Origin of the sequence: Planktothricoides sp. SR001, from assembly GCF_001276715.1 — a bacterium.
Taxonomy (GTDB): domain Bacteria; phylum Cyanobacteriota; class Cyanobacteriia; order Cyanobacteriales; family Laspinemataceae; genus Planktothricoides; species Planktothricoides raciborskii.
Genome location: NZ_LIUQ01000015.1, coordinates 60,649 through 81,273, shown reverse-complemented (window position 1 = coordinate 81,273; position 20,625 = coordinate 60,649). Strand labels below are relative to the sequence as shown.

Here is a 20,625-nt window from a genome sequence, read left to right as displayed (position 1 = left end):
TGCTGTAATCTGCTTTTATTCTGGTGCTATGTTTCAGAACTTTTTTACTTTAAATCTTTTCATGGGGCTAAATTTTAGCTGTGAGGGAATAGACCGGAGATCGACCAGCCCCGCATCAGGCCAAAATATCTAGCATTTCCTAATCGCCTCTTTGTTGATGCCTGCCTTACTTGGCAAGAGCGAAAACCGCGAAATCTCAAAATTGCTCTAATGATCTAATAAATGATCTAATAAATTGGGGATTGCTACGGAAAAAAATTTCTGAGCATCTGGCTTTTTTCAGCAGATAGTTAACTTTTTCCCTGAAAAATTACCCAAAATATATATAATTGGTTTAATATATAATTAGTTTAAGGTTCAACAATCTATATAATTGCTTATAATTGCTTGCTTCCAGGGAACTTGCTTATGAGATGGCGGCCAATCCATCAACACCAATGAAATCCGGGGATTTTCCCCAATTATCAGAGCCAAACCAGGCTCAAACCATTGTAGCAAAAGAAGTTCAATAGTTTGCTTGGGCTAGGTTCACGGTTCATTTAACATGGATCGGCGGGCATAGCCTTTGTCGGGGCCTGTGGCCATTCGTCCTGATTTCCTTCATGTCATCATTTACTGACAAACTGGAGCCAGACCTGAAAAATTATGTCAATAAAAGCAGATAATACCCCCCCATCTAATTCCGATAATTCCCACTCATCTGCGGATGCTGATGGTTTTGTGGTGGTGGGAATTGGCACTTCTGCCGGAGGACTTTCGGCGTTAGAAGAATTTTTCCAATACATCCCTGTGGGCATTCAAGCGGCATTTGTGGTTATTCAACATTTATCGCCGAATTTTAAGAGTCTGATGAAAGAATTGCTGGAGCGAAAAACCCAGCTACCTGTTTATGAAATTGCCGACGGAATTACCCTAGAAGCGGGGGCAATTTATGTGATGCCGGGGAAGATAAATGTCACCATTGAAGATGGAAAATTTTCTTTGGTAAATCTTGGTTTAAAACGGGATACATTTCCGATTAATTTATGCTTTAAATCTATTGCCAAAAGTTATAAAAGTAAAGCGATCGCTGTTCTCTTATCGGGGACCGGCAGCGATGGGACGGAAGGATTAGAAGCCATTTCCCAGGCAGGAGGAATCGCGATGATCCAGTCCCCGGAAAGCGCCGAATTTACCGGGATGAGTCAAAATGCTTTGCCCACAGGTTTAGTTGATGAGATTTTATCTGCCGAAGATTTAGCCCAGACGATCGCAGAAATCGTGAGAATTGCCAACCAGATTACTTTAGCTAATTACCAAAAACATAGCATTGAATCTGTCCAACTTAATAAACTGATTCGGGTTTTGGAAATTCAGGAGAAAATCGATTTTTCTCTGTACAAAACTGGCACCTTAACCCGACGGATTTACCATCGCTGTTCTTTAAACGGGTATTCATCAGTTGAGGATTATATTGCATATCTGGAAAATTCCGAGGATGAGCGCCAGCTATTGATCCAAGATTTATTGATTAATTCGACGCAATTTTTCCGCGACCCGGAAGCCTGGACATTTATCGAAAATCAGGTGTTGCCGTCGATGATCGAAAATTTGCCACCGCAGCGAGAATTAAGAATCTGGGTGGCGGGTTGTGCGACGGGAGAGGAAGCCTATACGATCGCCATGTTGGTGGATGAAGCGATCACCAAAAGCAAGAAACCGATCATGTCTAAGATTTTTGCCACGGATATCGACACCAACGCTTTAGAATTTGCGTCTGAAGGAATCTATCCTCATTCGATTGTCAGGGAAATTTCCCCAGAGCGACTGGAAAAATATTTTATCGAAAAGTCCGATCATTTCGTGGTTAAACCGCACCTCCGCAAGCGCTTGATTATTGCGCCCCAGAATTTAATCAAAAATGCTGGATTTTTCGGCATGAACTTAATTTTGTGCCGGAATGTGTTGATTTATATGCAGACACCCTTGCAAATGCAGGTGCTGCGGATGCTGCATTTTTCCTTAGGCAGTCAAGGAATCTTATTCCTCGGTAGTGCGGAAATTCTCGGCAGCCTGGAATCGGAGTTTATTTCGATTCATCCCAAGTGGAAAATCTATCAAAAGCGCCGAGACATTCAACTCTCGATTTTGCCGATTGTGAAGACGCCGATTTTAATGCCAGAAACCGTGCCTCAAAGGTTGAAACCAAGCCCAAATAGATTTGATCCAATCCTAGAAGATATTTTTCAATTCTGTTTTGGCGATCACCGCACCACCTGTCTGTTGGTAGATATGGATAACTATTTGATTCATACCTTTTATGATGGGTTTCAACTGCTCAAGTTTCCCGTCGGCAAACCAAGTTTAGAGATTAGCTCCCTCTTACCCCAGCCTTTACAATTACCACTGACCACCGCTTTACACCGGGCAAAAAGAGAAAAAAATCCGGTGCTGTACACGGGCATTAAAATTAATCAAGAGGATGATCAGATCCGCATGATTAGACTCAAAGTCGCATATCACCAAAAAAACCCCAAAAGCGAAGCATTTTTGATGGTGGTGTTTGAAGAGGAAGTGCCATTTCCGGCAGGGGAAGCATATGATTTAGATTTTGAGTTAGATGCGGATGCGATTCAGCATATTCAGGAATTGCAATATGAACTTCAGCAAACTCGCGAAAATCTTCAGGTGATTATTGAAGAGTTGGAAACCACCAACGAAGAACAGCAAGCCGCCAATGAAGAACAAATCGTCTCTAATGAGGAACTGCAAAGCACTAACGAAGAACTGCATTCGGTGAATGAAGAACTTTATACGGTAAACATCGAGTATCAGTCAAAGATTCAGGCATTAACCGAACTGAACAATGATATGGATAATCTGCTGCAAACCACGAATATTGGCGTGGTCTTCTTGGATCAAAACCTAAAAATTCGTAAATTTACTCCCCCTGCCACCAAAGCGATTAATCTGCTGGAGTCGGATCTGCAACGCCAGATCGCCCACTTGTCCTGTAATTTCTCCTCGGTCAAACTAATAGATATTCTGAACGAAGCATTGACCAATGAACAAACCGTTAACCAGGAGGTGACTCTTGATGGGACTGGGGAGCATTTACTGATGCGAATTCATCCCTATTTGAGTGAGCGCGATGAATGCGAAGGCTTGGTGATCACCTTTATCGACATCACCGAGATTAAGCAAGCCCAAGCTAATTTAGAACATCTCTATGCGGAACTCCAACAAGCTGAAGCAAAATTGCGCCAAAGTTCCCAACAAATACAACTGATTACTAATGCGTTGCCTGTTTGGATTTCTTATGTAGATGATTTGGGCTGCTATCGCTTTAATAATGCGACTTATGAACTCTGGTTCGGGCGATCGGCGGCGGAAACTGAGGGACTGCATCTGCAAGAGGTACTCGGTGAAGAGATTTATCACCAAATTCAGGGTTATATTCAAGCAGCCCTGGCCGGTGAAACTATCAACTTTGATATGGAATGGCCGATTCCCAATTTGGGCAAGCGTTGGGTACAAGTGAGTTATATTCCTCATCTATTGAACGCGAATCAAGCCCAAGGGTTTTTTGCCTTGATTGGGGATATTAGCGATCGCAAAGGTATGGAAAAAATCAAAGATGAATTCGTTTCAGTGATCAGCCATGAACTGCGTACCCCATTGACAGCAATTCAAGGATCTTTGAAGCTGTTATCCAGTAAAATGGTAGCTCTGGACTCGGAGCGGGGTCAGCATTTAATTAATATGGCCAGTGAGAATACCCAACGTTTAGTCAACTTTATTAACGATGTTCTCGACTTAGAGCGGCTGCAATCGTTCAGAACTCGTTTAAACAAAGAAATGGTACAAGCTGCTGAACTGATGCGCCAATCAGTTCAGCAGATTCAGCCTCTGGCCGATGCTGCGGCAATTTCCCTCACTGTAGTTCCCCAAGATATAGAATTTTATGCCGATGGCGATCGCTTAATTCGGGTAATGGTCAACCTGCTCAGTAATGCCATCAAATTTTCCGATCCTGGCACCTCAATTAATTTTGTGGTAGAACAGATTCAGTCCAATCACCCAAGTGAAGCAATCGCTGATATGGCGCCTACTGCGGGCAATTATGCCTGGGTTTTATTCAAAGTTCAAGATCGTGGACGAGGAATTCCCATTGACAAAATTAATACAATTTTTGAATCTTTTTATCAAGTCGATTCTTCCGATGCTCGACAAAAAGACGGTTCTGGTTTAGGATTAGCGATTTGTCGGCATATTGTCGAACTACATGGCGGCAAAATCTCGGTAGAAAGCCAAATCAATGTGGGCAGCACTTTTTACTTCTCAATTCCTTTAATTCAAAATAACCAGAAACACCCAGAAACACGATGAGTAATCAAATTGTAACATCTAGACGGATTTTAAGCATTGAAGATGAAAGTTCAATTCAAGAGCTGATTACCATCTATTTAGAGGAAATGGCCGGATGGGAAGTCTTACAAGCGAGTAACGGCCTAGATGGTTTAGCCTTGGCTAAAAACGAAAAACCCGATGCTATTTTGCTCGATGTGATGATACCCGAACTTGATGGCATTGAAATTTTCCGCCGCTTACAAGCGGATCCAAAAACCCAGGATATTCCCGTCTTGTTTGTCACGTCCAAACTCAAGCTTAAAGATCCGAAAAATTTGCTCGATTTGAGTCAAGTCAAAATTGTTTCCAAGCCTTTTGATTTTGAACATTTAGCGAATCAGATTGAAGAAGAATTAGAAAAAATTAATCAAAATAATCAGGCGAATGTTGGCGTAACGTGAAAGCTACCACCCGACAGGGAATAAATTCCCTGTCTAATGGCGATCTGCCTTTAAAAAGAACCCTTTGGGAGAATAAATTCCCGACTGGATTCGCTACAAAAACTTTTGTGGCAATAGTAGAGAGTCGGTTTCAACTGAAATCTTGCACCAGTTGCAACAACCGGCGGAGATTAAAACCAATTCCTAACATTTCAGTCGGCTTTAACCGCCTGTAGGGGTCAACGGCCGTTGACCCCTACAGGCGGGGATTAAAATCCCCGCCGGATCTTTCGCTATTAGGTAGGGATTTTAACCCCAGGCGGACTTACGAAAGAATTTTTGCGTCTGAGTCGGTGCGATCGCTTTACAATACAAACATTTAGGCTAATTACTGACCAGGAGATTGATTTTGGTACAGACAACTATTTCAGACGCGATCGCCCAACTAGACAGTCCCCAAGAGTGGGACTTATCCGACCTTTACCAAGGGTTTGATGACCCGCAACTCAGCCAAGACTTAGAAGCGTTGCAGCAACAAGCGGCCCAATTTCGGGAAACCTATCGCGGTAAAGTCAGCGACCTCACCCCCGCAGAAATTGCCAATTGCTTACAAACTTTAGAGGCGATCGGGCAAAAATCCGGTTATCTTTACGCTTTTCCATCCCTAATTTTTTCTGCGGATACCCGCAACACTGAGGCTAAACAATTCTTAGACAAAGTAATGGAAGCCCTCACGGGAATTGAAAATCAGCTTCTATTTTTTGACCTAGAATTGAAACAAATCGATACCGAAAAATTTGCTCAGTTAGAGTCATCCACCGATTTATCTCAATATCGCCATTATCTGGATAGAATTGCGGAATTTCGCCCCCATAAACTAGCAGAAGAAGTCGAACAAACCCGCAACCAAGATAGTTTAACTGGACGCCAAGCATTTATTCAATTGCGGGCGGTACATTTGGGGGAACAAGAATATGAACCTGTCACCACCCCAGAAGGTCAAACTGCCAGTACCGATGCCGAATTAAGTGCCCTATTGTTTAACCCTTCTCCCGAAGTGCGTCAGCAAGCTTATAACTCGGTGCGAAATGTCCTGAAACAGCATAATTCTCTTTATGCTTATATTCTCAATATTGTCGCCCAAGACCATCGCATTGAGAACCAAATGCGGGGCTACAAATCCACCTTACATAAACAATTATTAGCCGATGAAGTGTCCGAACCTGTGTTTCGGGCAATCATGGAAGGAACCGGCAGCCGCTTTGATTTATTCCAGCGTTACTATCGCCTCAAAGGAGAAGCATTAGGGCAAAAAGTCCGCATTTGTGATATTTATGCTCCTTGGACGAAAGGTGATGAGAAACCTTTGCCCAGTGTTGACTATAAAACTGGGGTGAAAACTCTCTTAGAAGCCCTGGATCAATTTGATATTAATTATGCCCGTCGTGCGGAAGAATTTTTTATCAAAAATTGGATTGATGCCAAAGTGCGATCGGGCAAACGAGGCGGCGCTTTTTGTGCCTATTCCCACGGCAAACATAGTTATTTATTGTTGTCCTACACCAACGATTACAACTCAGTGTTTACCCTAGCCCATGAAATGGGTCATGCCTTACATTTTGCTTGGATCGATGGGGCGCAATCTTACTTTAATAGTAACCCGCCGTTAGTATTAGCAGAAGTTGCCTCAACTTTTAATGAGTTATTATTGCTGGATTACCTGCTGAAAGATGCGGGAGATGATAAATTTTTGCGTAAATCCCTGCTGACTCGGCAGTTAGAAGACCAGCTAAATTTACTATTCCGCCAAAGTACCATTAGCCGGTTAGAATTAGCGATTCACGATCGCGCTGAGTCGGGCAGTTTTGACCAGAAATTCGTCAATGCAAAATGGATGAAACTATACGGTAATCTCTGCGGTGATACCATAGAACTGTTGCCGGAACATCAATATGATTGGTCACGAATTGGGCATATTTTCTTTAAACCTTTCTATTGTTACCAGTACACCGCTTCTAATATTGTCAGCCTTGCTTGTTATCAAAAATATCGGCAAGTAGGCAAAGACTTTATCCCTGGATATTTGGAGTTATTAGCGGCAGGGGGTAGTCTGAATCAAGTAGAAGCTTTGCGGCAATATGTGGATGTGGATATTGAAGATACCGCCACCATTCGCAGTGCTTTAGATTATATTCAAGGACTGTTAGACCAACTGCAAGCGACTTTGTAGGTCTTTCTAACTCAGAAACCGGGCTTATAATTCCCCAGTGGTGCTACTGAGAAGCCCGGTTTCTTTTTAGGATATTAAAGTTATCTGTGGGATAGATAAGAGAAACCTGGTTTCTGATTCCCCACACCCTACATTTACTGCACCCCTGCACCCCTGCACCCCTGCACCTCCGCACCCCTGCACTCTTATGCTCCAGAAGTTCCCCGAAAAAGGGGGTGCAATTTTCTGAGAATTATGTTAAGTTTTATAACAGATAATTTAACGAAACTTAACAACGATGCCTACTCAGCAAGTCGGATTTGGTAAAGCACCAGCACGGAAACAGCCCTCCCAAGGCGCGAACGCCCGAAAGCAAGCGGAAAAGCAGTTTGAGCAGATGAAATCGTCCGGGAATCCAGAGTTTGAAATTTATATTCGGATTAAAGGCAAAAGAAATTGGTATCCCGTGGGGGCGATCGCGGTGAAACGGTCGAATCAAATCAATCAAGCGATCTTTGGCAGTTTGAATGATTTACATCAAGGGGCGTTTCGGATTTATCCAATTTTAAGAAAAAATCAACAGAACCTAGAGTATGGCTATCGGTTGAAAGAATTTAAGGATGAACCGATCCAACTGGCAGTCCCTCCCCAAGCGAAAACTAACGCTTTGCGGAGTGCGATCGCCCAAGTGAGCGATCGGTTTTCTACTTTATTTAAACGTGGTTAGTAGAGTGACCGCTTTTAGTCTCCCTATTTTAGTCTTCCTCCCCGATTTTTTCGGGGAGGTTTTCGTGGGGTTGTGAGGCTGAAAATTCCACATTTCCAGCGGTTTCCTCCATCAAGCCCTGTCTAAATACCCGACTACTTAGCAGATTACTTAGCAGACTACTTAGCAGATTACTTAGCAGCCGCATTAGAGGCACAATTTTCGGGAAATTGACAACAAGCGGCATATTTGGCGGCATATTTTTCCGAATGATAAGTTTCAGTTCTTTTGCCAAATAAAATATAGCGACGATCCCGAATTTGCTCATAGAAGCGATCGCCCATCCACTTCATACCTGGTAAAACGCGATAAAAGGCTACAAAACCATTGCCTCCGGGCAACAATCGGCCAATTTCTTCAGCGGCATCACTGCCTTGCCAGCGGTTTTCTGGGGCATTAGCATCAATCAAAATCATCCCCAACTCACAATCTTTCGGCGTAATCTGAAACTGACTCAGGGTGGCATTATCCTGCATAGGAATATAAGAAAATAGTTGACCCTGGTCTAACTTTTCCAAAAACTGCACCAAGGTGACACAAAGATTGCAGTTGCCATCATAAATTACATAATATTTCATCATTATTCCTCGGCTCTAATTCCTTTGTGTTCTTCGTGTCTTTGTGGTGAAAATTAAGCAAAATGGATTCCCGCATTCGCGGGAATGACAGGGCTAATAGCGGGTAGGGTGGGCATTGCCCACCTGACTAACGCGGGAATGACAGGGCTACTAACTTTCTGCCAACAACGGATCTAATTTGCCTTCACTATCTAATTGATAAAGGTCATTACAACCGCCAATATGTTGGTCATTAATAAAGATTTGGGGCACCGTGCGACCGCCATTCGCTCGATCGCTCATTTTGGCTCTGGCGGCATCATCCCCATCAATTTTATACTCAATATAATTCACCCCTTTCCAACCCAGCAACATTTTAGCCCGAATACAATAGGGGCAAGTTTGCCAAGTGTATATTTCCACTTTGGCTTTAATATTTTCCGGGTGACGACCCAATAGACGATTGATAAATCCAAACATAATTTTAATTTTGGTTGTTAATTGTTGGTTGTTGATTGTTGATTGTTGTTTGTTGGTTGTTGATGGTTGATTTTTGATTGTTGGTTCGGGAAAGTGATGCATTCGTAGGGGCGAATGGCCATATAGCCTGACGGCATGGGCTTCGCAAGGACGCCCCTACAAACGAAATATCACTATTCACTATTCACTATTCACTATTCACTATTCACTCTCTCCTCGAACAAATCACCAATAACCCATTAAAAAGGATTGGCAATGAGAGAGAAATAAAAGCCATTTTCTTGCCAGGTGCGATCGCGGGACTTGAAATCAATTAAAGGATAACCCCAATCAACTCTAGCGGTGAGGCGATCGCTCCACTGAAACTGTAAACCCAAACCCACAGAGGCCAAATTCTTATCTTCTGGATCAGGCCCATCACTATTCCAACTGGTGCCCACATCCAAAAATGGCGCCACCTGCACCACAATACTGCGATCTTCCGTCTTAAATATAGGCAGGCGCACCTCTGCGGAAGCGAAGATGGCATTATCGGTCAGTAAAGCATCCTGACGATATCCCCGGACACTTTGCTGACCCCCCAAACCAAACTGCTCCAGAGGCACCAGGGCATTGGGGGTTAGCTGCAAATCCGATCGCAGCAACAACACCGTATCTGGGGCTAACAAGCGTAACAACTGCATTTGACCGCGCCAGCCAAAAAACTGGCTATCCGGTTCATCATCATTCACCGTGGCATCAAACCAACCCACTCCCACACTAAATTGAGAGCGAGCGGCAAACACCTGTCGGGCATCACGAGCGGTCACTTCTTGGAAGAAACGCAAAATCGAGAGTCTGGTTTCCCCGTTGTCATTCGCCCCCGGAGACAGGGGGTAATTCACCCCTAATATAGATGTATCACTTTCGCGGCGAACCCCAGTAATCCCCAAAGAAAATTCTCTCGTCGGGGTTTCAATTAATGGTTGGCGCAAACTCACTTCATAGTTGCGAGATTTGGCTTCAATATCTACCCGATCAAAGGGCGGCTCAATAATTTCACTATCGGTATTACTGTAGTTAAAACTTAAGCGACCGTTACGAGCATTGATCGGCACACTATAACCAAACTCCCATTGATCGCTGCCTTCGGTGCGAATGTAGTTCAAGCTTACCGCATCACCATAACCGAGGAGGTTGGCGTGACCAATGCCGGCTTGTTGGCGAAAAGTCCCCACACTCGGAGCTCGACCATTATCAATGGTGAAAGAACCGCGATAAGGGGATGCTTCTCGGATGGTGACATCAAGTAAACTTTGCCCGGGACGAGAACCCGCTGAAAGTTCCGCTGAGAGGGTGTCAATTAAAGGATCGAGTTGCAGCATTTGCAGACCCGTCAGCAGACGATCCACATTTAAAGCTCCTTCGGTTGCCACTTCTAAACGCTTTTTCACATAACTGGGTTTTAAATGACCAGTCCCATTGACGGTGATTTCTTCGAGCGCCCCTTCCAGGACTTGAATATTCACCACCCCTTGAGAGAGTTCTTGGGGTGGAATAAATGCCCCAGAGGTGATATATCCATTACTTGTATATAATTCCGTTACTTTAGAACGGGCTTGCAGCAGTTCCGCAAACGATAACGGGCGATTGGTAAAGTCTACTAAAAGTTCCTCAAACCGAGACGGATCAAAGACCGTACTGCCGTTGACGACAAATCTTTGCACTTCAATACTTCTGGGAATGGGGGCGGTGGAGTCTGGTGTGCGGTTGGGGGCGCTGGGTTCTGCCTGGTTGGTGGGTTTTAACAGTTCTTCAGGGGGCGGCAGTAAGGTGGGAGACGGCAGTTCAGGGGGATTAGAAGGCAAAGGATTGGGGATATTGCTGGGGGCAGTGGGTTGGGCAGTGGGTTGAGCAGTGGGTTGAGCAGTGGGTTGAGCGATCGCCCCTGGGGTGACAAAACTGCTACTGAAGACTAACAATGGTAATAGCCAATAAGATCCCAGTGAACCCATAAGTTTTGTCCACAGACTACTTGTCCGCAGATGATTTGGTTCAGCCAGTTTGCCGCCTGCAAATTTCTTGGCTTTCGCACCGGATCCCGGAGAGAATCGCTCATTAACCGAAAAGACTCGGCTAGGCATATCACCAAAACGATTAGTCAGGTATAAAGATAGATCTGAAACTTGTGTAGTTGGTCGCATCTCAAATATCAAGAAAAGTTTAAATGGTCAAAGAGGAACTCGGCATCTGTAACCTTGACAACCCCAGCATGGGATGTTCCGTGAGTTTAACCGTTTCCTGGGGTGAGATGCACCTTTGCCGCTATTTTTGATCTCCCCTAGAGTCAGATCGTCACGGGCTTTGCCTGGGTGTAGAAACCTGGTTTGTTAAAGAACCCGGGTTTCTGGACATTAACATTAATTATCTAATTCAGACAAGCTAAATCCGTCACAATTTAGGTGACAATTTAGGTGACAAAATTTATCAATCTGGATTTACGGTCGATTTACTAAGAATTAAATACTAGGTGTCTCCAGATTCATCAGGGATGCAATGGCTCTGGTTTGCCGGAAAAGAACAGCGGTTCACTGGATATGTTAGTCATAAGCATTTTTACTAAAAAATGAATCGAGAGCACCAGACTTGCAATTTTCGCCGAATGATTAGCAGACTTAATTCATCGGACTCACCGGACTAAAAATCAAAATAAATATAAGATTGTCCGGTTTCTGGTGCAAATAGCCAAACCACATAAAGTAATAGGGGAACTAATAGGATTTTTACCGGCCAATTAATTTGCACTTTCAATGTTTTATATAAAACATAATAAACTGCCATGAAAAACCATAAAAATCCTAACAATAAAGCCAAATCTAATCGCTCAATTCCCAAATTTTCGCCATAAACTTTCTGGACAAATTGAATATCCCCAGAATTTCCCCACAAATGGGAAAATACCCAAGTAAAATCTTTGAACACGGGTAGTCTAAAGACCACCCAAGACATAAATACCATGCTTTGAGTCAAAAACCAAGCCAGCACCACACCGGGAATACTTTCCCACCAAAGTTTAAAAACATTCACTCGTTCAGAAATGGCATCGGTGATCCGGTGAATCACCAAAGCTAAACCATGTAGTCCTCCCCAAATAATAAATCCCCACGCCGCCCCATGCCAAATTCCGGCAATCAGCATGACCATTAACAAATTCAAGCAAGTTCTAATCAAGCCTTTGCGGGAACCCCCCAAGGGAAAGTAAAGATAATTCCGCAGCCAATCCCCTAAACTAATATGCCAACGTCGCCAAAAGTCCGCAATATTGGTACTAAAATAAGGAAAATCAAAGTTTTCTGGTAAATTAAATCCTAGTAATAAGGCGGTGCCTCGGGCGAGATCCACATAGCCACTAAAATCTAAATAAAGTTGAAACCCATAAGCAAAAATTGCCAGCCATAAATCTCCACTGCCAGCCCTTTGTAAATTGTCAAAAGTCAAATTGACAAAAGTCCCAAGGCGATCGGCGATCAGTCCTTTTTTCACCGCACCGCCAGCAATTAACCACAGCCCTTCAATGATTTGATGAGATGCTGGAAAATGAAGGGTTTTCAGTTGTCTAATAAAGTTATGATATCGGGTAATTGGCCCAGAAATTAGTTTAGGAAAGAAAAATTTATAAGCCGCAAATCGGAGTAATTGACGACTCGGCGGGGCGCCCCGATAAACATCGACTAAATAAGCAATACATTCAAAACTAAAAAAGCTAATCCCTAGGGGTGGGGTGATATTTTCGGCGTACCAGGTGGCAATTTCTCCCGCTATTGGCCAATTGAACAAAGTTTCGGCGGTGGTGCAGAAAAATGCCACATATTTAAAGCCAAATAAGAGTAAGACATTGGACAGAATGCCAATCGACAAAATTAGATATTGGAAATTTACCAGGGTGACAGAGGCGATTTTTCCGGTGATTGTTTCATGGGGGCTATCGACTTGTGCGGAGTTTAGTTTTCCGACCCGCACGCTGTTACTCCAGCCCAATACTCGGCCAAAGCTATAGTTAATTAAGATGCTGAATAAGAGCAGGGGAATGTACTTAACTTGCAGGGATGCGTAAAATATCAAACTGGCAATCAGCAGCAACCACAGGCGCGATCGCTGTTTTTGCACCGTCCAGTAAATCACTAGAAGACTTAGCAGGAACAGGAAGTAAAAAATCGAGATAAATGTCATTGAAGGTCTTGATGATAAAAAATTAACGATGCCAACCCATACCTATAATAAGGGATGAACGCATTCCCGCATCTATGTTATCGGTTCGCGATCGAATATTTCTACGCTATGGCAACCCGCATCTATGTTATCGGTTTATTCCGAATATTTCTATGCTATGGCAAAGTAAGGGATGAACGCATTCCCGCATCTATGTTATCGGTTTATTCCGAATATTTCTATGCTCTGGCAAAGCAAGGGCGAAGCATTCCCGCATCTATGTTATCGGTTTATTCCGAATACTTCTACGGGAATGCTTCGCCCCTACAGCCCTACAGCCTTACAGCCCTTAGTTAGATTGCAACTGGGCATTTAAGATTTGGCTAATGCGTGTACGAGTTTCTTGTAAATGAGCCACCGTTGCCAAGTCCAAATCATTTTTGCGCTTTTTCAGGGTGCTTTCTAGGGCTTTCTCTAGCTGATGCAAATTGTACCAAGCTAAGGTGCGGGCATCTTCGGGGACTCGGGTTTGCCGCAAGACCATCGCCCCTAAAAGATTTAAATGTTCCCGTTGCAACGATCGCCGGATGGTGGAAATTTGGGTTAATTGGTTGCTAGACCCGAGCACTTCGGTCCAAATTCCTTGCTTGAGGGTATCAAACAATTCGGGAATGGTCAAAGACTCAGTCCCTGAAGTTTTCAGTTCCAGGTCACGCAGACGCATGAGACGGGGGGGGGATAGCAGGGAACTGAGGGCAACTTGTTGCAGGTAGAGAATGCGATCGCCGATGGGATAATCCAAGGGAAAGACTAGGGTTCGAGTCCCCCAGTGCGCCCAGCGTTCCGGGGCTAATTTATTCAGCAGTTCTGGGGAAAACTGAAAGGCATTTTCATCAAAAACATAAGACTGAATCAGTTGCAGGGCTTCTCGTTGTTGTTCCACGGGAATGGGTTCAAAGGGCAACCGACGATGAACGCTTCCTGGTCGGATCCGTTGAAAAGACTGCCCACCCACATAGAGGGTAATATTTCTCACCTGACGAAGATAGTAAAAATAAAGACTATCAAAGCGATCGCGCACTTCACTATAACTATCCCCACTGACTAAGTAGCGGCGATCCAACCGTTCCCATAAAGTGCGGGCATTTTCCAACTGCCATTGGGAATATTGCAACATATCGCTGCTTAAATCAAAGGCATTGGCGAATGGATCGAGAATATCAAAGGCATCCTCATCCGTAGAATAAGCTAACTCTGGTTCCACCGAAGATCGCTGGGCAATTTGTTCTATTACACGCCATTCGGCGTCTGGGGAAAAGGCATCTGTCGGTTGATAGCCATAAGTAATCGCCCATTGATCGTAAGGCCCAACCACTTGAGAAAAATAGTCACCCTGTGCAATCCCAGGGGGGGCTAAATTCACTGGCAAATAGTCCATCACTGATGATGCCAAACCTTTTTCCTGGGTAATAGTGCGATCGTGTAACTCTTCCGGGGTTAACATCGTACTGGCATGAAAATTATGGCGCAATCCCAGGGTATGTCCGACTTCATGGGCGGTGAGAAATCGCAAATATTGATGAATAAACTCTTCCATTTCCTGACTGCTGGGCAATACATTATTCACCATTGACAAAGACATGGCCGCGATCGCGAAATTTTGGGCGGATTCCATACCATAACAGAGGTCATGTTTATCCCGCAATTGAGAAAACAATCCCCCAACATTTGACCCATTTTTAAATATGGCTTGACCGGGGGACAAATCCTGTAAAATATCAGAAAATTCTTGCCCCATACAGTTGGATAAATTGGCCAAATTGTTGATTCCCTGCTGTTGGCTGCTGGGAGTTCCGATATAGTTGCGATATTCTCCTTTCATAATTCTAATTACATTGGCATCCAAGATGATATCCGCATCTAAAATTTGTCCTGTCATGGGGTTGACTCGTGATGGGCCTAAACCCAAAAACCAAGGTTGAAATGAACTCGACCAGCGAATCGTGTTGTAGCGCACATCGGCGGGATCCCATGTGGCATCGTCCGGCATTTGTTTGACAGCGATCGCATCAATAAAACCGGCTGCTTCAAAAGCTTTATTCCACATTAAAACCCCTTCCCGAATGGCATCCCGATATTCCAGAGGCACCGTATTTTCGATCCAGAAAACAATCGGTTCTTTCGGCGGAGATAAGGGGGCATTCGGGTCTTGTTTTTCCAAATGCCAGCGGTTAATATATCGGACAAAGGGTTCTTTTCTCTTTTCCGAAAAATCCCGATAAGCGGTGACAAAATAGCCCACTCGTTCATCCGCTAACCGAGGACGATAGCCATTGTTCATCGGCATTTCTGAAAAACTATAACGCACTTGTAGGGTAAAGCCCCGGCTATCCGGCAGACTAGGAATTGAAACTAAAGGATTATCACTTTTAAAGCCATAAACCGACTCAATTTCTACGTTTAAAGGAAAAGCTTTGGTTTCCCCAAAATAAGACTGATTGTTATCTTTTTTATAGCTAGGATCTAATAAAATCGGCAAATAATCACTCAGTTGACTCAGATCCTTTTCTGTCATTAGCAAGTCATTCAGGCTAATTAACAGGGTTTGTCGCGTGGGATGAATACTTTTAATCGGCAGGGAGTACAGCACCGAGTCACTAAAAGAACTATCCAGCGATCGCTGCAAGGGGTCGCCCACTTCCGTCCTAAAGTTCACATTTCTGACCACAAAATTGACTTTATTTTGGACTTGTTGGAAATAAAACATGATATCTTGCAACGGCATTCCTCTTAACAGAGGCGCTTGGCCAATTCCTGAATTTAAGGTGATAATACAGAGAAAATTTTGATTAAGTTGCTCTGGCTTAACTTCTAAGTAAATTGCTGAAAAATCTTTCTTTCTATATAGATTGAATAAACCCTCTAATTTTTCCGTATTTTTAATGACTTGATCAAAAGGAAGTAGTTGTTCAGACCCGGCCAAGGTGGAGTCTGAATTAGCATTTACTGACGCTGGAGATGCTTGATTTAATGAGGTTTGAGCCGTGACTGCCCCAGCCCAAATTGCCGCCAAACCCAAACTAAGTCCTAAGCATAACAAGGACTTGAAAGGGTTGATATTTTTTGGTTCTTTTTGCTTCTTCATGGGTTTCTATCAGGCCAGCTACGCCAAATAATCGAAGATTAATTTTGCGAGAAATATCACACATAGAAACACCCTGAAATTAGAATAGATGAACGGTCATCCCTTTAACCCTGAGCCGTTAAACTCAGAATTTTTTAGACAGTTATCGTCTGATTTTTTAATGGAAAAAACGATTTACTTGATTGGAAAATATAGTAGATACCAGGCTTTGAGGAAAATGCGGGGATCTCCAGATGTCGGTTAGCTGATAATTTTTCCGTTAGATGATCCCCTTTCCTTTGTTCATATTTTATCTTAAGCATTCAAAAGTCTGCCGGGAACTTCAGGATAAATCCGCAGGAATTTATTTTTTCAAAGAAAAATTGCCCCAAAGAACTGTAGAGACTGATGGGTCTTCGCGATATTGCTCCGTAACGCGATCGCTGTCCGTAGGGGCAATTCCAAGGCGCGGTGGTTGCCCAGCCCTGGGTATTTGCTGTCACCCTGCACAACCTTCACCCCCTTGCCCCTAGTTAGCCAAGTTATTAAAAAAACTCGTGGCCAGCCTCCAGCAGGGGAACGAGAATCATCAAAAAAATTATCAAAAAAATCATCAAAAAATCATCAAAAAAATCATAAAAAAACCGCTCCCTAAATTTCCGGGATGGTTTCGTCAAAATACAATTAACCGCTCACTTTCGCTGATGGGTCAGTGAGTTGATCTATTTAACAAAAAGAAAGTATCCAGAATTTTGGGGTAATTCTGGATATCTAGCTTGACATCTTTTAGGGATTTGATCTTTAAAGTTCTAAATATCATCGAGACTGCTGACTTGCTTTCCAGGTGGTATAGCTGAGGATTCCCGTAGCCCCTAGGGCGAACCCCATCCCCGTGGGAACTCCGGCAACGGCGATCGCCAAACTGCCCACCCAAAGAGTTAAGGAGTAAATAAACAACACCGTTAATCGGTGAGACAACCCCGCGTCCAGTAAGCGGTGGTGCAAATGACGTTTATCGGCCACAAAGGGTGATTTGCCATTGCGTAAGCGGTCAACAATCACCGCAGACATATCTAAAATTGGCACGGCCAAAATCAGATAAGGCAAAATCACTGCGGTCACAGCCGTAGTTTTCACCAACCCAATCACTCCGACCCCAGCTAAGGTAAAGCCCAGATAATAAGAACCGCCATCCCCCATAAAAATTTGCGCTGGATTGAAGTTATAGCGTAAAAATGCTAGGGTCGCACCGGCCAACGCCGCCGCAATTAACGCCGCTGCCGGTTGATGCATGGATAGGCTGACGATCATCATCACCATTGCCGCAATGCTACAAACGCCAGCGGCCAAACCATCTAACCCATCAATCCAGTTAATCGCATTGGTTAAACCAACTAACCACAAAATCGTGATGGGAAAACTAATCCAGTCTGGTAAATTCACCAAGCCTACATAAGGAATGGTAATAAAGGCAATTTGAACCCCAACTTGCCAAGCAGCCCCAGCGACAATGGTTTGTAAGAACAAACGCATAAAAGCCGATAACCCAAATAAGTCATCGGCTAAACCAATTAGGAAAAATAGTAACCCCCCGATGGTTACTCCCCAAATTTCATAGTCTTTTTCTGGAGGTAAGACCCCGAAGCCACCAAGCCACCAAACGATTAATAGCGCCGATAAGCTGCCCAAAAATATGGAAACTCCGCCAAGGCGCACCATTGGTTTACTGTGCAACTTACGGCCTCCAGGAAGGTCGAACCTTCCACTTTTGAGACCAATTTTTTTAACAATTGGGGTTGTCCCGAGGACAACCAGAGAAGAAACTAAAAAGGCAACCAGGTGGTAAAGCTGGTAAGGCATATCAAAAGTAGTTAGGGTGCAAATGTCAAACGTCTTATTTTAACGTTTACCTACAATTACTATATTTTAGACAATACTCCGCAAATAAACTTAAATTTATTTTTTAAATTTTATCTGTTATGTATTATGTATTGTTTGCTATTTGTTATGTGCTACTTCTTATTTGGTGTTTGTTGTTTGTGGGTGGGAGCGTTAGGTGGCTGGAGATGAACCTTTGACTTGAAGTCAACCGATAAAAGAAAAAATTGCCCACTGCCCCCCATTGCCCCCATTGCCCCAGAGGTAGGGTGTGTTAGGCGCTGCCTTTAGCCTAAAAATCATCCAACCGATAACTATTTTTCCGCGCCGTAACGCACCAAAGAAGCACCCCTCATTGTGGCCAGCGGCTGAGATATCTTTACAGCCAAATTAGTACAGCCAAATCACTGGTGCGTTACTGCACGGAACGGCACCCTACACCTATGCTAAAGCCCCCACAGGAATTTTCAGATGAGGATACAAGGGGAAGCGATCGCACAAGGTACTCACCCGACGACGACAATCGGCGGCCACGGATCCATTTTCGGGATTTTGCAGGCGATCGGCAATAATATTGGCAATCTCCTTAAATTCTTCCTGTCCCATGCCGCGACTGGTGACAGCGGGAGAACCCAAGCGCAGACCACTGGTGACAAACGGGGATTCTGGGTCAAACGGCACCGTATTCTTATTGGCGGTAATATTCACCTCGCCCAATAATTTATCCGCTTGTTTCCCGGTCATGCCAATACTGCGTAAATCCACCAGCATCACATGATTATCCGTACCACCGGACACCATCTTCAAGCCGCGATCGCTCAATTGATTCGCCAATGCCCGGGCATTCGCAATCACCTGACCGGAATAAATTTTAAATTCCGGTTTCAAGGCTTCCCCAAATGCCACCGCTTTAGCGGCAATCACGTGCTCTAAAGGACCGCCTTGACTGCCTGGGAAAACCGCCTTATCCAATTTTTTACCCAATTCCACATCATTACTGAGGATTAAACCACCACGAGGGCCGCGCAAGGTTTTGTGGGTCGTTGTCGTCACCACATGACAATGGGGCACCGGGTTGGGGTGATGACCTGTAGCCACCAAACCGGCGATATGAGCCATATCTGCCAACAGATAAGCCCCCACCTCATCCGCCACTTGGCGGAACTTGGCAAAATCAATGATCCGAGGATAAGCAGAATAGCCGCAAATAATTAATTTAGGCTTATGTTCCTTGGCAAGAGCCAAAATCAGGTCAAAATCCAACTGTTCTGTCTCTGGGGACACCCCGTACTGCTGAACCTTAAACCACTTACCGGATACATTCACCGGCGAACCGTGGGTTAAATGACCGCCGTGGGACAGATCCATCCCCATAATCGTGTCACCGGGTTCCAACAGCGCCAAAAACACGGCAAAATTGGCCTGGGCGCCAGAGTGGGGCTGCACGTTTGCCCATGCCGCGCCAAATAGCTGCTTTGCCCGGTCAATGGCTAACTGCTCAATTTGGTCGATATGCTCGCAACCGCCGTAATAGCGTTTTTTCGGCAAGCCTTCAGCATACTTATTGGTTAAGACTGACCCTTGGGCGGCCATCACTGCTGGAGAAGTAAAATTTTCACTGGCAATTAGTTCCAAGTGAGTTTGTTGGCGGTGCAGTTCTTGCTGAATCAAACCGGCAACAGCGGGATCTGTAGTGGCTAGGAAATCTAAGTTAGTCTGAGTCACCGAATCATTCCTCATCTAGAAATTAATTATTGTAGTAGGTTGGGTTGAGGCACGAAACCCAACGCAAGTATTTGTAGTTTTACGGTTGGGTAGAGGCTGTTACCCAACCAATCCGGAAAATGATCGAGGGCTTGTCCCCGTAAGCAATTTAAGCCCAGAATCTAGGCAAAATCGGCATGATGACAAATCAAAAGGACGCTTGCGGCAAGAGGAAGCCAAAATGAAGCAAAAGATACGACATCCTGGGTTTCAATTAAATTAAGCTATGTTTCAAATTGCCCGATATTCCCTGGGGTTTGACCTAAAATATATGTATGGTCATAAGGGATCAACTGGAGGTGTGCAATGCTGGTCATTGTGATGGACGATCAGATCCTAAGTCCGCAAGCCATTTGTCAAAACTGCTTACTTGCCGATCGCACAGGTCAACCTCGCTGGCGACATGGACAACTTAGCTGTGGTCATGCAGTGAGAAACTTTGCCGAGGGCAAACCAACCCAATATGAATGTGAGATGGGTTTTCGCGTCACCAATATTGATTAATAGGAATTACGCATCAACCGTTGACGTAGGGTGGGCATTGCCCACCAAAACCCGATCGCTAAGATTTTAATCGATTCTCGATTGAATAATTTCACTGAATCTTCAGCTTAAAATACCATATCCAACCCCATAAATCATCCCTTCTGATGATTATGTCTTGACAAGACCACTGATTCAGGACTGATTCACGACTGATTCAGGGTTGATTTTGCTTGGTCATCACTGGTTTACCAATGTTTCACCCATCCACATCGATCTCTGTACCGATCCTGATTGGCGCCACTGTTCTCACTGGCTGATCGGCAATTCGATGCTCAGTAAGTTATCCTGAATGATAGGTTCGACCAATTCGAGCCAACAATTCTTGATCCACGCACCCAGGAGAT

Annotated in this window: 14 protein-coding genes; 6 read left to right on the top strand and 8 right to left on the bottom strand. The window is 44.2% G+C overall.

Features of this window, described 5'->3' with window-relative positions; all coding sequences use genetic code 11:
- Positions 1 to 645: 645 nt before the first annotated feature.
- The 4 genes from AM228_RS11250 to AM228_RS11235 all read left to right on the top strand — a co-directional run bounded on the left by AM228_RS11250 (position 646) and on the right by AM228_RS11235 (position 7,705).
- On the top strand, positions 646 to 4,368 hold the full coding sequence (locus tag AM228_RS11250) for a chemotaxis protein CheB (RefSeq protein ID WP_054466209.1): 3,723 nt from the start codon (positions 646 to 648) through the stop codon (positions 4,366 to 4,368).
- On the top strand, positions 4,365 to 4,790 hold the full coding sequence (locus tag AM228_RS11245; protein ID WP_054466208.1) for a response regulator: 426 nt from the start codon (positions 4,365 to 4,367) through the stop codon (positions 4,788 to 4,790). The genes AM228_RS11250 and AM228_RS11245 overlap by 4 nt, the downstream gene beginning before the upstream one ends.
- 388 nt (positions 4,791 to 5,178) lie before the next feature.
- Positions 5,179 to 6,999: a M3 family oligoendopeptidase gene (locus AM228_RS11240; protein ID WP_054466250.1), complete on the top strand. Its 1,821-nt coding sequence runs from the start codon at positions 5,179 to 5,181 to the stop codon at positions 6,997 to 6,999.
- Between the two features lie 277 nt (positions 7,000 to 7,276).
- Entirely contained in the window at positions 7,277 to 7,705 is a 429-nt protein-coding gene (locus AM228_RS11235; protein WP_054466207.1) for an HHL1-like protein, read from the top strand.
- Between the two features lie 170 nt (positions 7,706 to 7,875).
- Here the strand turns inward: AM228_RS11235 and AM228_RS11230 are convergent, their stop codons facing one another.
- From AM228_RS11230 to AM228_RS11215, 4 genes are all read right to left on the bottom strand, one after another.
- Positions 7,876 to 8,322, bottom strand: coding sequence for a thiol-disulfide oxidoreductase DCC family protein (locus AM228_RS11230; RefSeq protein ID WP_054466206.1), 447 nt, complete (start codon positions 8,320 to 8,322; stop codon positions 7,876 to 7,878).
- 150 nt (positions 8,323 to 8,472) lie between these two features.
- Complete coding sequence (gene grxC / locus AM228_RS11225; RefSeq protein ID WP_054466249.1) at positions 8,473 to 8,781, bottom strand: glutaredoxin 3; 309 nt, start codon at positions 8,779 to 8,781, stop codon at positions 8,473 to 8,475.
- Between the two features lie 239 nt (positions 8,782 to 9,020).
- Complete coding sequence (locus AM228_RS11220) at positions 9,021 to 10,904, bottom strand: ShlB/FhaC/HecB family hemolysin secretion/activation protein (RefSeq protein ID WP_231636755.1); 1,884 nt, start codon at positions 10,902 to 10,904, stop codon at positions 9,021 to 9,023.
- Between the two features lie 553 nt (positions 10,905 to 11,457).
- A complete protein-coding gene (locus AM228_RS11215; protein ID WP_054466205.1) occupies positions 11,458 to 12,990 on the bottom strand; it encodes an MBOAT family protein in 1,533 nt (510 codons plus the stop codon).
- A 172-nt stretch (positions 12,991 to 13,162) separates the two neighbouring features.
- Here AM228_RS11215 and AM228_RS32400 point away from each other — a divergent pair, with 172 nt between their 5' ends.
- Positions 13,163 to 13,345, top strand: a complete 183-nt coding sequence (locus AM228_RS32400; protein ID WP_156331701.1) for a hypothetical protein — start codon at positions 13,163 to 13,165, stop codon at positions 13,343 to 13,345.
- Here the strand turns inward: AM228_RS32400 and AM228_RS11210 are convergent.
- From AM228_RS11210 to glyA, 4 genes are all read right to left on the bottom strand, one after another.
- Positions 13,319 to 16,114: a zinc-dependent metalloprotease gene (locus AM228_RS11210; protein ID WP_054466204.1), complete on the bottom strand. Its 2,796-nt coding sequence runs from the start codon at positions 16,112 to 16,114 to the stop codon at positions 13,319 to 13,321. The two genes, AM228_RS32400 and AM228_RS11210, sit on opposite strands and share 27 nt — an antisense overlap.
- 302 nt (positions 16,115 to 16,416) lie before the next feature.
- On the bottom strand, positions 16,417 to 16,596 hold the full coding sequence (locus AM228_RS35145) for a hypothetical protein (protein WP_206756760.1): 180 nt from the start codon (positions 16,594 to 16,596) through the stop codon (positions 16,417 to 16,419).
- A 313-nt stretch (positions 16,597 to 16,909) separates the two neighbouring features.
- Positions 16,910 to 17,953 (bottom strand): glycosyltransferase family 4 protein, encoded by a 1,044-nt coding sequence (locus AM228_RS11205; RefSeq protein ID WP_054466203.1) that lies wholly within the window; start codon positions 17,951 to 17,953, stop codon positions 16,910 to 16,912.
- A gap of 459 nt (positions 17,954 to 18,412) precedes the next feature.
- Positions 18,413 to 19,696 (bottom strand): serine hydroxymethyltransferase, encoded by a 1,284-nt coding sequence (gene glyA, locus AM228_RS11200; protein ID WP_054466247.1) that lies wholly within the window; start codon positions 19,694 to 19,696, stop codon positions 18,413 to 18,415.
- Between the two features lie 345 nt (positions 19,697 to 20,041).
- Here glyA and AM228_RS11195 point away from each other — a divergent pair, with 345 nt between their 5' ends.
- The gene (locus AM228_RS11195; RefSeq protein WP_054466202.1) at positions 20,042 to 20,239 is read left to right on the top strand and encodes a hypothetical protein; all 198 of its coding nucleotides are present in this window, start codon (positions 20,042 to 20,044) and stop codon (positions 20,237 to 20,239) included.
- Positions 20,240 to 20,625: the final 386 nt, after the last annotated feature.

What these genes read in the sequence shown, in the direction of transcription:
- AM228_RS11250 (WP_054466209.1), top strand. Translation starts at nt 646, where the DNA reads ATGTCAATAAAAGCAGATAATACCCCCCCATCTAATTCCGATAATTCC.
- AM228_RS11245 (WP_054466208.1), top strand. Translation starts at nt 4,365, where the DNA reads ATGAGTAATCAAATTGTAACATCTAGACGGATTTTAAGCATTGAAGAT.
- AM228_RS11235 (WP_054466207.1), top strand. Translation starts at nt 7,277, where the DNA reads ATGCCTACTCAGCAAGTCGGATTTGGTAAAGCACCAGCACGGAAACAG.
- AM228_RS11230 (WP_054466206.1), bottom strand. Translation starts at nt 8,322, where the DNA reads ATGAAATATTATGTAATTTATGATGGCAACTGCAATCTTTGTGTCACC.
- grxC (WP_054466249.1), bottom strand. Translation starts at nt 8,781, where the DNA reads ATGTTTGGATTTATCAATCGTCTATTGGGTCGTCACCCGGAAAATATT.
- AM228_RS11220 (WP_231636755.1), bottom strand. Translation starts at nt 10,904, where the DNA reads ATGCCTAGCCGAGTCTTTTCGGTTAATGAGCGATTCTCTCCGGGATCC.
- AM228_RS11215 (WP_054466205.1), bottom strand. Translation starts at nt 12,990, where the DNA reads ATGACATTTATCTCGATTTTTTACTTCCTGTTCCTGCTAAGTCTTCTA.
- AM228_RS32400 (WP_156331701.1), top strand. Translation starts at nt 13,163, where the DNA reads ATGAACGCATTCCCGCATCTATGTTATCGGTTTATTCCGAATATTTCT.
- AM228_RS11210 (WP_054466204.1), bottom strand. Translation starts at nt 16,114, where the DNA reads ATGAAGAAGCAAAAAGAACCAAAAAATATCAACCCTTTCAAGTCCTTG.
- AM228_RS11205 (WP_054466203.1), bottom strand. Translation starts at nt 17,953, where the DNA reads ATGCCTTACCAGCTTTACCACCTGGTTGCCTTTTTAGTTTCTTCTCTG.
- AM228_RS11195 (WP_054466202.1), top strand. Translation starts at nt 20,042, where the DNA reads ATGCTGGTCATTGTGATGGACGATCAGATCCTAAGTCCGCAAGCCATT.